Consider the following 18095-nt stretch of genomic DNA (forward strand, 5'->3'; position numbering starts at 1 on the left):
GCAGCCCACATGCCGTCCCTGACCCGTTTCCCGATCCTGGCCGGCCTTGCCGCGAGCGCGCTGATGTGGACGGCGGCGACCGGCCCGGCGCTGGCTGACCGCATCAAGAACCCGACGGCGGTGTTTGCCGGTCTCGACAAGGTCACCGGCCGCATCATCTCCTTCGAGGTTGCGATCGACGAGACGGTGCAGTTCGGCGCGCTGCAGATCACGCCCCGCGTCTGCTGGACGCGCCCGCCGACCGAGGCGCCGCGGACCGACGGCTTCGTCGAGGTCGACGAGGTCACCTTCAACAACGAGTACCGGCGCATCTTCACCGGCTGGATGTTCGCCGACAGCCCTGGCCTGCACGGCGTCGAGCATCCGATCTACGACGTCTGGCTGACGGACTGCAAAGGCGGGACCGAAGTCATCGTCGATCCGAAGGACCCCGAGCCGCCGCCGCCGTCCGACGAGCCGCGCCGCCCGGTGCGGCCGGCCAATCCGCTGCCGCCGCCTCAGCAGCCTCCGGCATCGGACCAGGGCGGTCGCATCGGCATCGAGCCGCCGCGCGGTGTGCCGGTGCAGCCGCAGCAGCGCCCGAGCCAGCGCTTCTTCCCGACCAATCCCGGGCCGGGCGGGCGCGACCCCGCAGCCGGCGGCAGCAACTGAGCCTTGATCCGCCTCGCTCCCGAGCCAGGCGGGCGGCGCGAGAGCGGGCGCATCCGGCGGCTGCGCCAGATGCTGCGCGACCTCGGCAAGCGTGTGCCGGTCTCGCAACGGTTTCGGGACGGGCTGGAGCACGCGGCCATGTCGACGGTCGCGGCGCTTGCTGCCTATCTGCCGACACAGGCGCTCGGGCTGCGTGAAGGCTTCTGGGCCGCGATCACCGCGATCTCCGTGGTCCAGAGCGAGTTCGGAGCGACCCGGACGACTGCGCGCGACCAGTTCGTCGGCGCCGCCATCGGCGGCGTCATCGGGGTCGCCGTGGTGCTGGTCACCGGCCAGACGCTGCTGAGCTACGCGCTCTCGGCAGGGCTTTCGGTGCTGTGCGCCTGGCTGTTCAACGTGGCGAGCGCGGCGCGCCTTGCCGGCATCACCGCGACGATCATCCTGCTGGTGCCGCATCCCGGCACCAGCGCGCAGCATATGATGCTCTCCCGCGTCACCGAGGTCAGCTGGGGCGTGACGGTTGCGATCGCGATCGTCTGGCTGGTCGCCAGGCTCGACCGGCGAACCCGGCCGTGAGGTCTTCCGCGCCGTCTCAGTCGCGCAAGGCCGCCAAGGCCTCTGCCCCGGACACCGTCGCCTGCCTCGGCCAGGACCACCAGTTCCCCGTCTCCTCCAGTGCCTCCGCCAGCTTCACCCGATAGGCGTCGCGGGGGATTTCGAGGGTGCCGAAGCGAGCGAGGTGGCCGGTCTGGAACTGGGTGTCGAGCAGGCGGTAGCCGCCACGGCGAAGACGCGCCACGAGGTGGACCAGCGCCACCTTCGAAGCGTCGGTCTCGCGGTGGAACATGCTTTCACCGAAGAAGGCCGCGCCGAGCGAGAGCCCGTAGAGGCCGCCGACAAGCTGCCCCTCGCGCCAGCTTTCGATGCTGTGGGCGTGGCCGAGCCGATGCAACTCGCCGAAGATCTCCCGGATGCGGCTGTTGATCCAGGTTTCCGGCCGGTCCGGCCGCTCCTCGGCGCAGGCGGCGATGACGCCGGCGAAGTCACTGTCCACGCGGATCTCGAAACGGTCGGAGCGCACGGTGCGGGCGAGCCGCGAGGCGAGGTGGAACCCGTCGAGCGGCATGGTGCCGCGCAGCTCCGGCTCGACCCAGAACAGGTTCGGGTCGTCCGCCGTCTCCGCCATGGGGAAGATGCCCGCCGCATAGGCGCGCAGCATGATTTCAGGCGTGATGGCGGGCGTGCGGATGGGGGCGGAACGGGCCTTCATGCGGGGAGGGGAACGCGGGAGGGGCGGGGAGTCAAATGGAAGCGTGCCGGCTTTCGCCGGTGCTCGCCGTCATTGCGAGGAGCGCAGCGACGAGGCAATCCAGGAGCGGCAGGACATCACGCCTTCCTGGATTGCTTCGCTGACGCTCGCAATGACGGTCCGTGGCGATATCAGCCCTCCGCCGGCTCCGCGCCCGGCATCTCGTCGCCCGGCTCCTCGCCGCCGTCGGCGTCCTCGCCCTGGCCGTCGTCGTTGATGCACTCGACCGAGACGACCTTCTCGTCCTTGGCGGTGTTGAACACCGTCACGCCCTGCGTCGAACGGCCGGCGATGCGGATGCGGTTGTCCGGCCCGGCATCGACCGGCACGCGGATGAGCTGGCCGCCATCCGTCACCAGCATGAGCTGGTCGGACTCCACCGCCGGGAAGGAGGCAACGAGCTTGCCGTTGCGGTCATTGACGACCATGGCGACGATGCCCTTGCCGCCGCGCCCGGTCACCCGGTACTCGAAGGACGAGGTGCGCTTGCCGTAGCCCTTCTCCGAGATGGTCAGGATGAACTGTTCGGCCGCGCCCATGGCGGCGTATTTCTCCTGGCCGAGCTCGATGTCGCCAGCGGCGCTGTCCTCGGCATCGGCCTCGACCGCCGGAGCAGCCTCCGTCGCCTCGTCGGCTTCGCCCGTCAGGGCGCGGCGGGCGGCGGCCGCGTGCTTCAGATAGGCGGCCCGCTCGTCCGGTGTGGCGTCGAGATGGCGCAGGATGGCGAGGGAGATCACCTTGTCGTTCTTGGCCAGGTTGATGCCGCGCACGCCGGTGGAGTCGCGGCCCTTGAAGACGCGCACCTCCGGCACGGCGAAGCGGATGCACTGGCCGTCCGCCGTGGTCAGCAGCACGTCGTCGTTCTCGGTGCAGATCTGCACGTCGACGATGTGGTCGCCCTCGTCGAGCTTCATCGCGATCTTGCCAGCGCGGTTGACGTTGACGAAGTCGGACAGCTTGTTGCGCCGCACGCCGCCGGAGGCGGTGGCGAACATCACGTCCAGCGTCTCCCAGCTCGCCTCGTCCTCGGGCAGAGGCATGATCGTGGTGATGCGCTCGCCCGCCTCGATCGGCAGCATGTTGACCAGCGCCTTGCCGCGCGCATTCGGCGCCGCGAGCGGCAGCCGCCAGACCTTCTCCTTGTAGACCTGCCCCTCGGAGGAGAAGAACAGCACCGGCGTATGGGTGTTGGCGACGAACAGCCGCGCGACGAAATCCTCGTCCTTGGTCGCCATGCCGGAGCGGCCCTTGCCGCCGCGGCGCTGCGCCCGGTAGGTCGAGAGCGGCACGCGCTTGATGTAGCCGCCATGGCTGACGGTGACGACCATGTCCTCCCGGGCGATCAGGTCCTCGTCGTCGAGATCGGAGCCCCAATCCTCGATGACGGAGCGTCGCGGCGTCGCGAAAGCGGTGCGGATGTCGGCGAGCTCGGTCCGGATGATCGCCTGGATGCGGGCGCGCGAGCCGAGGATGTCGAGATAATCGGCGATTTCGCGGGCGAGCTTCTCCAGCTCCTCGCCGATCTCGTCCCGGCCGAGGGCGGTGAGGCGGGCGAGGCGCAGCTCGAGGATGGCCTTGGCCTGCGCATCGGAGAGGCGATAGGTGCCGTCCGGGTTCATCGGGTGGCGCGGATCGTCGACCAGCGCGATCAGCGGGGCGATGTCGCCGGCCGGCCAGTCGCGCGCCATCAGCGAGTCATGGGCGTCGTTCGGCGTCGGCGCCGTGCGGATGAGGCGGATGACCTCGTCGATATTCGCGACCGCCGTGGCGAGGCCGCACAGCACATGGGCGCGCTCGCGGGCCTTGTTCAGCAGGTAGCGCGTGCGGCGGGAGACGACCTCCTCGCGGAACTCGACGAAGGCGGAGATGAAGTCCTTGAGGTTCAGGACCTCGGGGCGGCCGCCGTTCAGCGCGACCATGTTGGCGCCGAAGGAGGTTTGCAGCGGGGTGAAGCGGTAGAGCTGGTTCAGGACCACGTCGGCGACGGCGTCGCGCTTGATCTCGATGACGACGCGGATGCCCTCGCGGCTGGATTCGTCGCGCAGGTCGGAGATGCCCTCGATGCGCTTCTCGCGCACCAGCTCGGCGATCTTCTCGACCATCGTCGCCTTGTTCACCTGATAGGGAATTTCGGTGACGATGATCGCCTCGCGCTCCTTGCGCAGCTCCTCGATATGGGTCTTGGCCCGCATCACGATGGAGCCGCGGCCGGTCTCGTAGGCGGAGCGGATGCCGCTGCGGCCCATGATCGAGGCGGCGGTCGGGAAATCCGGGCCGGGGATGACCTGGTTCAGCTCCTCGATCGAGATCTCCGGATTGTCCATATAGGCGAAGCAGCCGTCGATGACCTCGCCGAGATTGTGCGGCGGGATGTTGGTCGCCATGCCGACCGCGATGCCGCCGGCGCCGTTGACGAGGAGCTGCGGGTACTTGGCCGGCAGGACCTTCGGCTCCGAGCGGCTGTCGTCGTAGTTGGCCTGGAAGTCGACCGTGTCGCGGCCGAGATCGTCGAGCAGCGGCATCGCCGACTTGTCGAGCCGGCTCTCGGTGTAGCGCATCGCCGCCGGCGGATCGCCGTCGATCGAGCCGAAATTGCCCTGTCCGTCGACCAGCGGCAGTCGCAGCGAGAAGGGCTGCGCCATGCGCACCAGCGCGTCGTAGATCGCCTGGTCGCCATGGGGATGGTACTGACCCATCACGGAGCCGACGATGTTGGCCGATTTGACGTGCTTGCGGTCCGGCGTGTGGTTGTTTTCCCACATCGAGTAGAGGATGCGCCGATGCACCGGCTTCATGCCGTCGCGGACGTCGGGAAGCGCGCGGCTCACGATCACGCTCATGGCGTAATCGAGATAGCTCTTCTTCATCTCGTCCGTGATCGCGATCGGCTTGATGTCGCCGCCGAATTCGGGGGCGCCGTCGCGCTTGTCGTCGTTCTCGTCGCTCAAGGGGAAACGTCCGATTCCTGCTGAAATTCAAGCTTCTGGCTAGCCGATTCCGGCCGTTTAAGCCAGCGAAAGCGGACCGCGTTCGGGTAAAAAATAGATCAGTGATTTCAACATCTTGCAGGCGGTTTTCGGAGCCGTCCACAGCTCCTGCCACATTCCCGCCTTTCTGCGCCCGTGACGGGCGGCAAAAGCCGTGGGAGATTGGCGGCCATGTTCATCGACTTTGCCACCTCCGCCCTCGTCACCATGCTGGTGACGCTCGATCCGCCGGGCCTGGCGCCGATCTTCCTGTCGCTGACGCGCGGCATGTCGGCGGGCGAGCGGCGGCAGGTGGCGGTGCGCGCCTGCATCATCGCCTTCTGCATCATGGCCTTCTTCGGCGTGGCGGGAGACATCGTGCTGAAGGCGCTCGGCGTCTCGCTGCCGGCCTTCCGCATCGCCGGCGGGCTGCTGCTGTTCTGGATCGCCTTCGAGATGGTGTTCGAGCGGCGTACCGAGCGCAAGCAGCAGACGGCCGAGACGGCGATCACCCAGGACCATATCCGCAATGTCGCGGCCTTCCCGCTGGCGATCCCGCTGATGGCGGGGCCGGGCGCGCTGACCGCGACGATCCTGCTCGCCGGCCGGGCGCAGGGCGACCCGCTGCTGCTGACGACGCTGGCGGCGATCTGCGGCCTCGTGATCCTGTGCTGCCTCGCCGTCTTCCTCGCCGCCTCCCGGATCGCGAAGCTGCTGGGCGTGACCGGCAACATCGTGCTGACCCGCCTGCTCGGCGTGATCCTCGCCGCGCTGGCGGTGCAGTTCGTGATCGACGGGGCGAGGGCCGTGGTCGGGGGCGGGTGAGGGGGCCTAGAGCCTCTCCAGAATCGCCTCCCGGGCTTTCCGTGAACCGGCAAGCCGCTGCCGGGCCGCTTGCAGGATTTCGGGCGGGGCCTCGCGGGGCGTCCCGGCGTCGAAAGGTGGCTGCGGCGCGTATTCGATCGCGAGCTGGATCGTCTGCGCTTCGGTTTCGCCGAGTAGCTCGGCGACCACCGTCAGGCCGAAATCGATGCCGGAGGTGACGCCACCGGCGGTGATCAGCGTGCCGTCGCGGACGACCCGTTCCGCGACCGGCGTCGCGCCGAAGCGCGCCAGGAAATCATGCGCGTTCCAATGCGAGGTGGCGCGCTTGCCCTGCAGCAATCCGGCCGCTCCCAGAACCAGCGAGCCGGTGCAGACCGAGGTGAGGTAGCGCAGCCCGGGCGCGCGCTCGCGCAGGAAGGTCAGCACCGTCTCGTCCTCCAGCAGCGCGTTGATGCCGGCGCCCCCCGGAACGCAGAGCACGTCGAGCGGCGGGCAATCCTCGAAGGTTGTCGTCGGCGTCAGCATCAGGCCGGTTGCGCTGCGCAGCGGCTGGAGATCCTTCCAGATCAGGTGCACCTCGGCTCCCGGCACGGAGGCGAAGACCTCGTAGGGGCCGGTGAGGTCGAGCTGCTGGACTTGCGGGAAAGCGAGAAGGCCGAAGCGGAGGGTCATGGCGGATCATCCTTGTTGACGGCGAAACCCTAGCAGCCGAAGCTCTGGCCGGATTGCCAACAAACCCTCGTTTCATGCCAAACGCTCCCCGCCGCATCGAGATCGTCGCCTTCGAGAAGGTCCAGCTGCTGGACGTCGCCGGGCCGTTGCAGGTCTTCGCCACCGCGAACGACCTGGCCGGCTTCGAAGGGCGTCCCTTGCCCTACGAGCCGGTTGTCGTCGCCAGGACAGAGCGGGTCCACACCAGCGCCGGGCTGGAGCTCGTCTCCCATCCGCTGGCCGAGGCAGTGCCGCTCCACACGCTGGTGGTCGCCGGCGGCTGGGGCGTCTACGAGGCCTGCGAGGATCGGACGCTTGTCGACTGGATCGGCCGGCGCGCAGGCTCGGCGCAACGGACGGCTTCGGTGTGCAGCGGTGCGTTCCTGCTGGCCTGCGCAGGTCTTCTCGACGGCAAGCGTGTTGTCACCCACTGGCAACGCTGCGACGACTTCGCCCGGCGCTTCCCGAAGGTCCGCCTCGACCCGGACCCGATCTTCATCCGCGACGGCGACATCTGGACGTCGGCCGGCGTCACCGCCGGCATTGATCTGGCTCTGGCGCTGGTGGAGCATGATCTCGGGCGAGCCGCGGCGCTCGCCGTCGCGCGGCAACTGGTCGTCTTCCTGAAGCGGCCGGGCGGGCAGGCCCAGTTCAGCGCCGCCCTGTCACTCCAGGAGCGGGACGGGCGCTTCGACGCGCTGCATGGCTGGATCGTCGAGAATCTGCGGGGCGAGCTGACGCTCGACAGGCTCGCCGACCGCGCCGGGATGAGCCTGCGCAGCTTCGCCCGCCACTACCGGGAAGCGACAGGGCGCACGCCGGCCAAGGCGGTCGAGGCGATCCGGATCGAGACCGCGCGGCGGCTGCTTGAGCAGGGCATGAGCGTGACCCGCGTCGCGTTGCGCTGCGGCTTCGGCTCCGAGGAGACGCTGCGCCGCGCCTTCCAGCGCCGCTTCGCCGCAAGCCCGCAAAGCTATCGCGAGCGCTTCGCAGGATAGCCGGGAGGTCTCTCTCGATTGCCGTCTGCTGGAGACTTATCCCCGCCAGCCGCTCCGCCCTTATCCTCGCGCCGTCCCGCCCGACCAAGGGGGCTTCGCGAGGCATCGTGTGGCCGGGCTGGATGCGGTGTTCGGATCTTGCGCCATCATGCGGGTGGCCGAGGTCCGGAGGGGTTCTCGCCGCCGGGCCGAACAGGCAGGCCCGGTGACGCCTTTACGAACAACCTCACAAGACAACCGCGCGCGGGGTTTCGGGCGGGGCCGGCAGGCGCCGCATCGACTTCGACACTCGACATCGACATCGGCACGCGGCCAAAACCGTGCGCCGCCCTTAACCCCGCGCATCCCCTTGGGATCGCCCCATCCGAAACCCCGCGGCGACAGCCGGACGGGGCTTTCGGTGCAGGTCCCGTCATTCCCGGGCGAAGCGCAGCTTCGACCCGGGAATCTCATTCCGGCAGGGGCTCCGTCGCCCCCGCGTCACGAGATGCTCGGGCAGCCCGAGCATGACGCCTGTTTCGTCACTTCTCCAGGAACGCCCGGATCGCGCCCTCGGCCTGCTTCATCGAGGCGACGCCGTCGAGGTGCCCGCGGGCGCCGTCGATGGTGACGTGGGTGACGTCGCGGCCGGCGGCCTTGGCCGCCTTCAGGGTCTGGTCCACCGTTTCGGCGGTGAAGACGAGATCCTTGGGCTGGGTGATGTAGAGCATCGGCGCGGTGATCTTCTTCATGCCGTCCGCCAGCGAGGTGCCGCCCGCGGCGAAGAGCTGGTTCGCCTTGACCAGATAGAGGAAATGGTTGGCGTCGGAGGTCTTGGCGCGGGCCATGCCGGCATTGTCGAGCACGCTCTGCACCTGGAACTTGCCGAGAAGGGTCTTGCCCGGGTCCTCGCCCTCCTTGGCGGGACGGCGGGCGAAGGTGGCATCGGCCCAGTCCTGGTGGTTGGCCTGGAGCGTCACCGCCGTCAGCGCCTTGGCGAGGCCGGCGAGCGGCAGCGCCTTGCCGTAATAGTCGCCATTGTTCCAGTTGGGATCGACGAGGATGGGCGCGGCCCAGACGTCGAGCCAGCCGATCAGCATGGCATTGGCCTCGCCGGCGCCGATCACCGGCATCGCCTTGGCCACCATCTCCGGATGGCTCGCCGCCCATTCGAAGGTCTGGAGCGAGCCCATGGAGGGGCCGGCGACCAGTGCGAGCTTCTTGATTCCAAGGCTTTCGACGAGGGCCTTCTGAACTTCGACGAAGTCGCGCACGGTCACGACCGGGAAGTCGAGCCCATAGGGCTTGCCGGTGTCGGGATTGGTCGAGGCGGGGCCGGTGGTGGTGGTCTTGGGGTCGCCGGTGTTGAGATTCACCAGCGTGTCGGAGGCGATGACGAAGTACTTGGTGGTGTCGATCGCCTTGCCGGGGCCGATGATCGCGTCCCAATAGCCGGGCTGCGGATCCTTGGCGTCGTATTTTCCGGCGGCGTGCGAGTTGCCCGAGAAGAAGTGGCAGATCAGGATCGCGTTGGATTTGTCGGCGTTGAGCGTGCCGTAGCTCTCCCAGCCGACCCGGACCTGCTTCAGCGTGCGGCCGCCTTGCGTCGTGAAGCTCGGCAGCTCGAAGATTTTCTTCTCGACGATCAGTTCCTGTGCTGCGGCCATGCCCGTCATCATCGTTGCGGCCATCATTGTCGTGGCGAAGGCGAGCGCCCCCTTGATCCAGCTGCGCATGTCTCATCCTCCCGATCGGCCTTCAAGGGCCGTGGCCGCATGAGAGCGGATTTCGGCGACGGGAGAAAGCGCGACGGAAGCAGGGGGCGCGTCAGCGGCCGGGGCGGGCCGGCGCGCTTCCCGTCGCGGCGGCCGGATCGAGCTGGGCCTCGCTTTCGGGCGCCACGAAGGGCGCCTCGACCGGCCCCTTGATGACGAAGGGCAGCCGGGGCTGGCCGGACGGACCCGCCAGGATCGCGGTCATGTCGAGCTCGCGCGTGCGCAGCAGGGCGCTGCCGGCGAGGGCGAGGCGGTAATTCGTGCCGGTCATCTGCGCATCGGTCAGCACGAGCAAGCCGTTGGCGATGCCGGCATTGGCGGAAAGGCTTTCGAAGGGGGTGCGGCCCTTGCGCCAATCGCGCGCGAGGGGCATGGGGCCGCGCTCGGCCCGCCGCAGCAGGTCGGGCAGCGACATTCCGCCGAGCTCGCCCTGCCGCAGGTTGAGGCCGGCCCTGCCGGTCAGGGAACCCATCAGCTCGTCGAAGCTGTGCCCGGCGCCGTCGAGCGCGAGCTGGAAGCCACCCGTTCCGGTGAGGCGCGTGAGCTGCGGCATGTCCGCCGCGGCCTGGCCGAGATTGACCTTGTCGAAGCCGGCCTGGAGCTTGATGTCCACCCCGCTCGGCGCCGAGACGGCGAGGAGGCGGCCCTTGACCGTTCCGCCATAGGCGGAGGCGCGCAGCATCCCGGTTTCGAAGCGCCCGCGCCTGACCAGGACATAGCTCGCGACATCCTTGAGGCGCGCGCCCTTCAGGGCCGCCGCATCGACGGAGATGCGCAGGTCGATGTCGCGGCCGGTCCAGCCGTCGAGGTCGAGCGGGGCCCGGTCGCTGCCGTCGATGGCGGGCAGCGGCAGCCGGTCGACCATGCGGCCGAGGTCGAGCGTCGAGCCGGCGAGCGTGCCCGAGAGGGCGAGCCGGCCGTCGCTCTCGGTGAGCTTCACCACCCCGTCGAGCCGCTCGCCGTCGAGGCTCAGGGCGGCGTTGTTGAACGAGGCTTCGTGCGGCCTGAGCTGCAGGTCGGCGGTGAGGTTGAGCGCGCCGAGCGCGTTGGCGAGCCTGGAATTCTCGCCGAACCAGGCCAGCAATCGCGGCAGGGCCGGGGTGCTGAGGGCGAGCGTGCCGCTGATGAAGGGTTCGTCCGGCCCGGAGCGGATACCGTCGAAGCGCAGCTTCATCAGAGGAGAGGAGGCGGAGAGCGAGGCCTTGGCGCTGCCGCCGACCACCGGCCAGACCAGGCTGACATCGGTCGCCGTGCCGCGCCAGTTGAACGAGCCGGACAGGGCGAAGGGCTGGTTGCGCTCGCGCTCGGCGATGACGAGGTCGAGGTCGCGCACGACGGACTGTATCGCCCCGCCCGAGCGCAGGAAGACCGAGCCCGAGCGGATGACGATGCGGCTCTGGCTGCGCAGTTTCTCCAGCTCCGCCAGCGGCGGCGCCAGCCAGTCCGTCACGCCGTCGCTGCCGGCGGGGACGGCGATGTCGAGCTCCGGCGCCACGAGGTCGATGCGGTCGAAATCGAGCTGGCCGGTCAGCATCGGCAGCAGGCGCAGATAGGCCCTGACCCGTGTCGAGCGCCCGGCGACGGCGCCGTCCTTCTGGCTGAACGCGATGTCCGAGAGGCTGATGCGGGGCAGGGGCAGCAGGGCCAACTCGGCCCGCGCCAGCGAGGTCACCGCAAAGCCGGTCCGCTGCTCGATGGCCTGGACGGTGCGCTTCTCGATCCGCCCGAGCGCGACGTCCCAGGAGCGCGAGCCGAGCAGGCCGGCCGCGATCAGAAGGCAGAAGGCAAGGAACGCGGCGCGTCTGGTCATGGACTTCCGAATCGGCACCGTGCCGACAGTCAGCCAGCCCCCCTGGCGAGCAAGGGTTTAGGCTGAAGCAGGGGCATTGTCGAGCTTGGCAGGGAGCCTATCCCCGCCGATCCGGGCCTGTTCGGGCCAGGATCATGGCCGGATAGAGGCCGGCGAGGATGATCAGCAGCGCCGCCAGCGCGCCCTCCTCGAAGGCCCCGCGCGAGGCATGGCCGTAGACCGTGGTCGCCAGCGTCTCCAGATTGAGGGGGCGCAGCAGCAGCGTCGCGGGCAGCTCCTTCAGCCCGTCGACGAACACGAGCAGCGCCGCCGCCGCCGTGGCGCCGCGGGCCAGCGGCCAGTGCAGGCGGCGCAGGATCTCGGGCCCGCGGGCCCCGAGCGCGCGCGCCGCGTCGTCGATCCGCGGCGAGACGCGGGAGAGACCACTTTCGACGCCCGAGATCCCGATCGTCAGGAAACGCACGACATAGGCGATGACGACGGCCGTGCCGGAGCCGATCAGCAGGAGGCCCGTGCCAAGGCCGAACCAGTGCCGGGCGGCGTCGGCCAGCGCATTGTCGATGGCGGCGAGCGGGATCAGCAGGCCGAGCGCCAGCACCGTGCCGGGCACGGCGTAGCCCAGCGCCGCGATACGGGCGAGCGGCGCAAGCCAGCGCTCCCGTCCGCGCCGAACGGCGGCGGCGATGGCGAAGCCCAGCGCCGTCACGACCAGCGCGGCCGTTCCCGAAAGGAGCACGGCATGGCCGAGCTGGCGCAGCAAGGCGAGGTCGAACTGGGCGAGGAGGTTCCTCCGCAGGATCTCGGTGCAGAGATAGGCGAGGGGGATGGCGGCGCCCAGCAGGACCGGCAGCGCGCAGGCCAGGCTCGCCAGAGCCGCAGCCGGTGCCCGCAGGCGGCGGCGGGCGACGGGCCGTGCCTGGCGCGTCGGCAGGGCGAAGCGGCGCTGGCCGCGCAGGCGCTTCTCGGCGACGATCAGCGCGAAGACCACGAGCAGCATCACGCAGGCGATCTGCGCCGCGCCGGCGAGCGAGCCTCGGTTCAGCCAGGTGGTGTAGATCGACAGCGTCAGCGACTGGACCCCGAGATATTCGGTGGCGCCGATATCGTTGAGCGTCTCGAGCAGGACGAGCACGAGCCCTGCCGCGAGGGCCGGGCGCGCCAGCGGCAGGCCGATGCGCCAGAACAGCCGCCGGGGGCCGGCGCCCAGCGTGCGTGCCGCTTCCGCGATGCTGGCGCTCTGGAGCCCGAACAGCGCCCGGGTGCTGAGATAGACATAAGGGTAGAGCACCAGCGCCATGATGACGACCGCGCCGGCGATGTTGCGCGGGTCGGGGAACCAGTAGTCCCGCAAGCTGCGCCAGCCGGTCAGCGCCCGCAGCGCCGTCTGGAGGGGGCCGGTGAAGCCCAGCAGTTCGACGTAGATATAGGCCGTGATGTAGGTCGGCAGCGCCAGCGGCAGGGCGAGAAGCCATTCCAGCGAAGGGCGGCCGGGGAAGTCGTATTGCGTGACCAGCCAGGCGGTGCCGACGCCGATGACCGCGCTGAGCAGGCCAACGCCGGCCAGCAGCAGGGCGGTCTGCGCGAGGGCCGAGGGCAGGACATGGGCCGCCAGATGCGGCCAGATCGACGCCGCCTCCGGGGCCGACAGCGCCGTGGCGACGAGCGCCGCCAGCGGCAGCAGGACGAGGGCGCCGCCGCCGAGAACGGCGAAGGCCAGACGCGTCGACGGCCGCCCCGCGAGGGGCGGCCGCCGGGACGTGTCGATCGCGCCCGCCGCGCTCAACTGTCGAAGCCGACCTTGTCGACGAGATTGGCCGCGGGCTTGCGCTGCCTGGCGATCTCCGAGAGGGAGATGGTGTCGGGCGTCACCGGCCCAAGCAGCTTGACCGCGGCGCTGTCGGTGACGGCGGCGTTGACCGGGTATTCGAAGTTGCCGTTGGCGTAGAGCGCCTGCGCCTTTTCGCCCAGCATGTAGTCGACCAGCTTGACCGCGTCGGCCTTGTTCGGCGCGTTCTTGGCGAGAGCCACGGCCGAGACGTTCACATGGGTGCCGCCCTTGGCGAAGGTCGTCTTCAGCGGCTTGATCGCGTCGAACCAGCCCTTCTGCTCGTTCTTCGCCTGGCTCATAAGGCCGATGTAGTAGGTGTTGATGATCGCCACGTCGCAGAGGCCGGACTGGATGTCGCGGGCGACGTCGCGGTCGCCGCCGCCGGGCTTGCGGGCGGCGTTGGCGCGCAGCGCCTTGAGGTAGGTCTCCGTCTTCGCCTCGCCGTCATGGGCGATCATCGCGGCGAAGAAGGCGTTGTTGTAGGGGTGCTGGCCGGCGCGGATGCAGAACTTGCCCTTCCATTTCGGGTCGGCGAGCTCCTCATAGGTGATCGTGTCCTGCGCCACGCGCTCCTTCGAGGCAACGACGATGCGCGCGCGCTTGGTCAGCGTCACCCAGGCATCGTCCGGCCGCAACTGTGCCGGGACGACCTTCGCGATGGTCTCCGACTTCAGTGGCTGGGTGATGCCGGCCTGGACGGCGGCGTCGATCTCGCCGACATCGACCAGCAGCATCAGGTCGGCCGGACTGTTGGCGCCCTCGGCGCGGATGCGCTCCTGAAGGCCGTCCTTCAGAAAGACGGCGTTGACCTTGACGCCGGTGTCCTTCGTGAAGGCTTCCAGCACCGGGTTGAGCAAGGCGGGCTCGCGCGTCGTGTAGAGATTGACGCTCTGGGCCAGCACCGGCGTCGCCAGCAGAGAGGCCGACAGGGCCAACAGGCTCAGCTGCTTCTTTCCGATCATCATCCTTGCTCCTCCTTGCGGGCGATCTGGCCGGGCCATCGATCCCGAAAGGGCGCGATAAGGGCGGCGAAGTGCAGCCGTCAAGGCAACAATTTTTTGTAAAATCAAATGTTTAGACGAGTTCTAGAACACGGTTTCTTTGGAATGGATGCAAACTGCCGCGCATCCTGCGGAAATGATGCGGAAAATTCGCACGTCATCCTGCGACAGGGGGCTGCGGCGGGGGCGGACCGGCGGCCGCAGCTGCTCATGCCGTTTTTCCGCAGGCCGGGCCGCCCCTGCGTCGGTCAGCGCATGGCAGCGAGCGGGATCAGGCGCACGGGGCCGCGATCGGAGGTGTCGAGCGAGCCGCGCAGCACGGCGTCGCTCATCACGGTGTCGTCATGCAGGCTCGCCTCGCGGATTTTCATCGCGCCGCGCAGCTTGCGGGCCTGCGCCTCCATCCGGGAGATGCCGACGCGCGCGTCGATCTCGCGGCGCTGGCTCTTGGTGAGCTCGCTTGCGGAGCGGAAATCGCGGAAGTCGCGCCGGCTATAGGGCCAGGATGATCCGCCCGTGAAGGTGCTGACCTTACCGTCCAGCACCACGCTGTCGCCGGGGCGCAGCGTGATGTCGCGCAGCAGGGAGACGCGCCGCTCGCCGGCCTGGACAATGGCGGGACGGCAGGCCTTGTCGCCCGCGGCCTGATAGGCATAGGCGGTCGGCAGGGCGCGGTAGGTCTTGCCGTCCGAGGCGCGGGCGTCGTCGATGGTCTCCGCCCCCGCCGCGACAGTGAAGACCTTGACCGGCAGGCCCGGATTCATGGCCTGGCAGAGCGCCTCATGGGCCTTGAGGTCGGCCGAGGCGCGCAGATATCCGATCGGCGCGTGATAGCCGTCGCAGAGGCGCACGCAGATGGTGCGGGCGCTGCGCCCGGTCGCGAACGCCGTCCGGTGGAGCTGCGCCGCGGTGGGCGCCTTGCCGCCGCCGGTGCGGGCGGCCGTCGCCGGCTTTTCCTTGCGCCGGAACGGGTTGAGATCGACCGGCGGATGCGCGATCAGCCCATTGGGACCGGTCTGGAAGAGGGGGATGCGCCAGCCCTGCCGCGCCGGGGCATAGGCGCTCGGCGGGGTGGAGGCGTAGGCCATGCGGGGCTGCGGCTGCTGGGCGGCGTAGCGCGCGGCCTCGGTCCGTAGAAAGGCGCGGATATCGGCGTCGTCCTCGGCCTGCACCATGGAGGCGGTGAGCACGACGCTTCCCATGCCGAGCGCGAGGCCGGTGAGGCCCATGGCGAGGATACGGCCGCGCCGCGATGATGCGGTTAAGGATGACAGGGGAGCCGTGACGCTGGCCGCGAGGCGGGTTTCTCCGCTACGGGCTTTCGCCCGCACGGGGACTTCACGGACACGCAACATCGCGTCACTCCAAACTACGCTTGTCCACCGTCCGCCGCAGGAAGGGTGTAGTTTACTTTCCGTTAAGGTTCAACGGGCCGTGCCGGGCCGTCGCGCGCGTTCTGCGGCGATGCTTAACGGCCCGAGCGGATGCTCAGACGACGGCGAGCACCACGCCGAACCACAGGCCCAGCAGCGCGACCATGCCGACGCCGTAGATCGCGCCGCGCAGCGGCAGCTTGTTCGGCCCGATATGGATCAGGGTGTGGACGATGCGGCTGGCGACATAGAGCCAGGCGAGCAGCGTCATCAGGTGGCTGGTCGCCTTGACCTCCATCGCCAGCATGATCAGCGCGAAGAAGATCACCGGCGACTCGAACTGGTTCGAGAAGTTCGCCGAGGCGAGGCGGGCCGGGATGGGATAGGCCTCGGTCGAGACATTGACCTGTTCGGGCCTCACGGCCCGGGAGAGGAGGGCGTCGCGGCGGCGCTTGATCAGGATGAGGCCGACGATGAAGATCCAGAAGATCAGCGCGAGCGCCGGGTAGACGAGATTCACGGTCATGCGGGCTGCTCCGGCGCGATTTAGGCGGCAGTCTGGGAGGCTCGGGCCGGAAAGACAACCGGCGCATCGATCCGGCACGCCGCCCGTTCCCGAGATCGTGCGGAAACAAGCGGGTCATCCGAGGCGTAGGAAGCGAAGACCCGGGATCCATGCCGGAACGGGTCAGGCATGGATCCCGGATCGGCGCGGCTGGAGCCGCTGGCCCGGGATGATCCTGGGCTTTCGAGTTTGCCGGGTCGCGATCGAGAGCCTTACGACCGCGTCGGGTAGTTCGGGCTCTCGCGCACGATCGTGACGTCATGGACGTGGCTCTCGCGCAGGCCCGCGCTGGTGATGCGGATGAAGCGGGCCTTGGCCTGGAAGTCCTTGAGGTCCTTGCCGCCGACATAGCCCATCGCGGCGCGCAGGCCGCCGGCGAGCTGATGGAGCGTGCTCGAGACCGGACCCTTATAGGCGACCTGGCCCTCGATGCCCTCCGGGACCAGCTTCAGCGTGTCCTTGATGTCCTGTTGGAAATAGCGGTCGGCCGAGCCGCGCGCCATCGCCCCCACGGAGCCCATGCCGCGATAGGCCTTGTAGGAGCGGCCTTGGTAGAGGAACGTCTCGCCGGGGGTCTCGTCAGTGCCGGCCAGCAGGGAGCCGACCATGGCGCAGGAGGCGCCGGCCGCCAGCGCCTTGGCAAGGTCGCCCGAATATTTGATGCCGCCATCGGCGATGACCGGTACGCCGGCCCTGGAGGCGGCTGAGGCGGCGTCCAGCACCGCCGTGAGCTGCGGCACGCCGACACCGGCGACGATGCGGGTGGTGCAGATCGAGCCCGGGCCGATGCCGACCTTGACCGCATCCGCACCGGCGTCGATCAGCGCCTTCGCGCCACCGGCGGTGGCGACGTTGCCGGCAATGACCTGCACGGCGTTGGAGAGCTTCTTCACGCGCGTGACCGCTTCCAGAACCTTGGCGGAGTGGCCATGGGCGGTATCCACGACGATGAGGTCGACGCCGGCGTCGATCAGCATCTCGGAGCGCTCGAAACCCTGCTCGCCGGTGGTGGTGGCGGCTGCGACGAGCAGACGGCCATGGCCATCCTTGGCCGCGCTGGGATGGGCGACCTGCTTTTCCATGTCCTTGACGGTGATCAGGCCGATGCAGCGGTAGTGATCGTCGACGACCAGCAGCTTCTCGATGCGGAACTGGTGCAGCAGGCGGCGTGCCTCGTCGGGGCTGACGCCCTCGCGCACCGTGATCAGCCGCTCCCTGGTCATCAACTCGGAGACGGGCTGGCCGGGATTGGCGGCGAAGCGCACGTCGCGGTTGGTCAGGATGCCGACGAGCTTGCCCTTGTGTCCCTGGGGCCCGCGCTCGACCACCGGGATGCCGGAAATCCCGTTCTGCTTCATCAGGGTCAGCGCGTCGGCCAGCGTCTCGTCCGGGTGGATGGTGATCGGGTTGGCGATCATGCCCGACTCGAACTTCTTCACCAGCCGGACCTGCTGGGCCTGCTGGTCCGGTTCGAGATTGCGGTGGATGACGCCGAGGCCGCCCGCCTGCGCCATCGCGATGGCCATGCGCGCTTCGGTGACCGTGTCCATCGCCGAGGCGATGATCGGCAGGTTCAGCGAGATCGAGCGGGTGAGCTGCGTGCGGATGTCGACATCGGCCGGCATGACCTCGGACGGGCCCGGCTCGAGCAGCACGTCGTCGAAGGTGAGGCCGTCGCGAATCAGACCGTCGAGGGAAAGCGTCATGGTCAACTCCGACGCCGGGCAGGCCGGCTCTCTGGGGCGGCGGGGGCGGAAGAGCCCGTTGCCGAGTTGACGAGGCCCGTTAGCACGCGTCCGGCGGCTTCGCTAGCCCGCGGGCCCGATTCTTTTGCAGTGCGGCAACCCGGTCCGCGCAGGGCGCGCGAACCGGGCCGACAGGAGCTGGTCAGCGGGCCTGAGGGGGAGGCGGAGTCGGGCGCTGCGTCGAAGGCTGCGCCGCCTCCGGCGAGACCCAGAAGCAGCCCGATTCGAAGATCTGGCGTCCGGCGGCGTTGGCCAGGGTCTGGCAGTCGCGCTGGTGCATGCAGGCGTCGTAGCGGATGCCGTCGGCCGCGCCGCCGGGGATGCTCCTGAACTGGCAGCCGGCCCGCCAGTCGCCCGGTGCGGCCGCGGCGGGCGAGGCCGCTGCAAGGCCGTAGCCCAAGGCGATGGCGAAGCCGCCGGCCGCCAATGTCCGCGCCAGAAGGCGTTTGTCGAGGGCCGTCAAAAGGGATGGAGAGATGATGGGCATGGATTCACTCCGAAGTTTGACGGCGTTCGCCCCTCCGCCGGCCCGACCGATCGAGCCCTTCGGAGATAGGAA

At 69.2% G+C, this 18095-nt stretch carries 15 protein-coding genes; 4 read left to right on the forward strand and 11 right to left on the reverse strand.

Annotated elements, in window-relative coordinates; all coding sequences use genetic code 11:
• Positions 1-63 precede the first annotated feature (63 nt).
• Together BW981_RS15025 and BW981_RS15030 are read left to right on the forward strand one after the other, a co-directional pair.
• Complete coding sequence (locus BW981_RS15025) at positions 64-651, forward strand: DUF2155 domain-containing protein (protein ID WP_139333788.1); 588 nt, start codon at positions 64-66, stop codon at positions 649-651.
• A gap of 3 nt (positions 652-654) precedes the next feature.
• Complete coding sequence (locus BW981_RS15030; protein WP_076440616.1) at positions 655-1227, forward strand: FUSC family protein; 573 nt, start codon at positions 655-657, stop codon at positions 1225-1227.
• Between the two features lie 16 nt (positions 1228-1243).
• Here BW981_RS15030 and aat read toward each other — a convergent pair whose 3' ends face one another.
• A complete protein-coding gene (gene aat, locus BW981_RS15035; RefSeq protein WP_076440617.1) occupies positions 1244-1921 on the reverse strand; it encodes a leucyl/phenylalanyl-tRNA--protein transferase in 678 nt (225 codons plus the stop codon).
• A gap of 170 nt (positions 1922-2091) precedes the next feature.
• The gene (gyrA, locus tag BW981_RS15040) at positions 2092-4908 is read right to left on the reverse strand and encodes a DNA gyrase subunit A (protein ID WP_076440619.1); all 2817 of its coding nucleotides are present in this window, start codon (positions 4906-4908) and stop codon (positions 2092-2094) included.
• Positions 4909-5118: 210 nt separating this feature from the next.
• Between gyrA and BW981_RS15045 the strand changes: the two genes are divergently transcribed.
• The gene (locus BW981_RS15045; RefSeq protein WP_076440621.1) at positions 5119-5751 is read left to right on the forward strand and encodes a MarC family protein; all 633 of its coding nucleotides are present in this window, start codon (positions 5119-5121) and stop codon (positions 5749-5751) included.
• A gap of 6 nt (positions 5752-5757) precedes the next feature.
• Here the strand turns inward: BW981_RS15045 and BW981_RS15050 are convergent, their stop codons facing one another.
• Entirely contained in the window at positions 5758-6423 is a 666-nt protein-coding gene (locus BW981_RS15050) for a DJ-1/PfpI family protein (protein WP_076440623.1), read from the reverse strand.
• A 74-nt stretch (positions 6424-6497) separates the two neighbouring features.
• On the opposite strand from BW981_RS15050, the gene BW981_RS15055 reads away from it, so the two are divergent.
• Positions 6498-7460 carry a GlxA family transcriptional regulator gene (locus BW981_RS15055; protein WP_076440625.1) on the forward strand — a complete coding sequence of 321 codons (963 nt, stop codon included), beginning with the start codon at positions 6498-6500 and terminating at the stop codon, positions 7458-7460.
• A gap of 521 nt (positions 7461-7981) precedes the next feature.
• On the opposite strand, the gene BW981_RS15060 is transcribed toward BW981_RS15055, so the two are convergent.
• The 8 genes from BW981_RS15060 to BW981_RS15095 all read right to left on the reverse strand — a co-directional run bounded on the left by BW981_RS15060 (position 7982) and on the right by BW981_RS15095 (position 18023).
• Complete coding sequence (locus tag BW981_RS15060; RefSeq protein WP_076440627.1) at positions 7982-9175, reverse strand: E22 family MetX-like putative esterase; 1194 nt, start codon at positions 9173-9175, stop codon at positions 7982-7984.
• 91 nt (positions 9176-9266) lie between these two features.
• On the reverse strand, positions 9267-11024 hold the full coding sequence (locus BW981_RS15065; RefSeq protein ID WP_076440629.1) for an AsmA family protein: 1758 nt from the start codon (positions 11022-11024) through the stop codon (positions 9267-9269).
• Between the two features lie 97 nt (positions 11025-11121).
• A complete protein-coding gene (locus tag BW981_RS15070) occupies positions 11122-12807 on the reverse strand; it encodes an ABC transporter permease (RefSeq protein ID WP_083712387.1) in 1686 nt (561 codons plus the stop codon).
• Positions 12804-13817 carry an extracellular solute-binding protein gene (locus tag BW981_RS15075; protein ID WP_348521409.1) on the reverse strand — a complete coding sequence of 338 codons (1014 nt, stop codon included), beginning with the start codon at positions 13815-13817 and terminating at the stop codon, positions 12804-12806. Before BW981_RS15075 ends, BW981_RS15070 begins: the two co-directional genes overlap by 4 nt.
• 284 nt (positions 13818-14101) lie before the next feature.
• Complete coding sequence (locus BW981_RS15080; protein ID WP_076440631.1) at positions 14102-15082, reverse strand: DUF2865 domain-containing protein; 981 nt, start codon at positions 15080-15082, stop codon at positions 14102-14104.
• Between the two features lie 259 nt (positions 15083-15341).
• Positions 15342-15752 (reverse strand): MAPEG family protein, encoded by a 411-nt coding sequence (locus BW981_RS15085; RefSeq protein ID WP_076440633.1) that lies wholly within the window; start codon positions 15750-15752, stop codon positions 15342-15344.
• Between the two features lie 251 nt (positions 15753-16003).
• Positions 16004-17497: an IMP dehydrogenase gene (gene guaB, locus BW981_RS15090; RefSeq protein ID WP_076440635.1), complete on the reverse strand. Its 1494-nt coding sequence runs from the start codon at positions 17495-17497 to the stop codon at positions 16004-16006.
• Positions 17498-17678: 181 nt separating this feature from the next.
• A complete protein-coding gene (locus BW981_RS15095; protein WP_076440637.1) occupies positions 17679-18023 on the reverse strand; it encodes a hypothetical protein in 345 nt (114 codons plus the stop codon).
• Positions 18024-18095 lie beyond the last annotated feature (72 nt).

It is taken from the genome of Allobosea sp. TND4EK4 (assembly GCF_900156025.1).
Taxonomy (GTDB): domain Bacteria; phylum Pseudomonadota; class Alphaproteobacteria; order Rhizobiales; family Beijerinckiaceae; genus Allobosea.

Bases quoted from the DNA above. Each gene is read 5' to 3' on its own strand.
- BW981_RS15025 (WP_139333788.1), top strand. From the start codon at position 64: ATGTGGACGGCGGCGACCGGCCCGGCGCTGGCTGACCGCATCAAGAAC.
- aat (WP_076440617.1), bottom strand. From the start codon at position 1,921: ATGAAGGCCCGTTCCGCCCCCATCCGCACGCCCGCCATCACGCCTGAA.
- BW981_RS15045 (WP_076440621.1), top strand. From the start codon at position 5,119: ATGTTCATCGACTTTGCCACCTCCGCCCTCGTCACCATGCTGGTGACG.
- BW981_RS15050 (WP_076440623.1), bottom strand. From the start codon at position 6,423: ATGACCCTCCGCTTCGGCCTTCTCGCTTTCCCGCAAGTCCAGCAGCTC.
- BW981_RS15055 (WP_076440625.1), top strand. From the start codon at position 6,498: ATGCCAAACGCTCCCCGCCGCATCGAGATCGTCGCCTTCGAGAAGGTC.
- BW981_RS15060 (WP_076440627.1), bottom strand. From the start codon at position 9,175: ATGCGCAGCTGGATCAAGGGGGCGCTCGCCTTCGCCACGACAATGATG.
- BW981_RS15065 (WP_076440629.1), bottom strand. From the start codon at position 11,024: ATGACCAGACGCGCCGCGTTCCTTGCCTTCTGCCTTCTGATCGCGGCC.
- BW981_RS15075 (WP_348521409.1), bottom strand. From the start codon at position 13,817: ATGATGATCGGAAAGAAGCAGCTGAGCCTGTTGGCCCTGTCGGCCTCT.
- BW981_RS15080 (WP_076440631.1), bottom strand. From the start codon at position 15,082: ATGGGCCTCACCGGCCTCGCGCTCGGCATGGGAAGCGTCGTGCTCACC.
- BW981_RS15085 (WP_076440633.1), bottom strand. From the start codon at position 15,752: ATGACCGTGAATCTCGTCTACCCGGCGCTCGCGCTGATCTTCTGGATC.
- guaB (WP_076440635.1), bottom strand. From the start codon at position 17,497: ATGACGCTTTCCCTCGACGGTCTGATTCGCGACGGCCTCACCTTCGAC.
- BW981_RS15095 (WP_076440637.1), bottom strand. From the start codon at position 18,023: ATGCCCATCATCTCTCCATCCCTTTTGACGGCCCTCGACAAACGCCTT.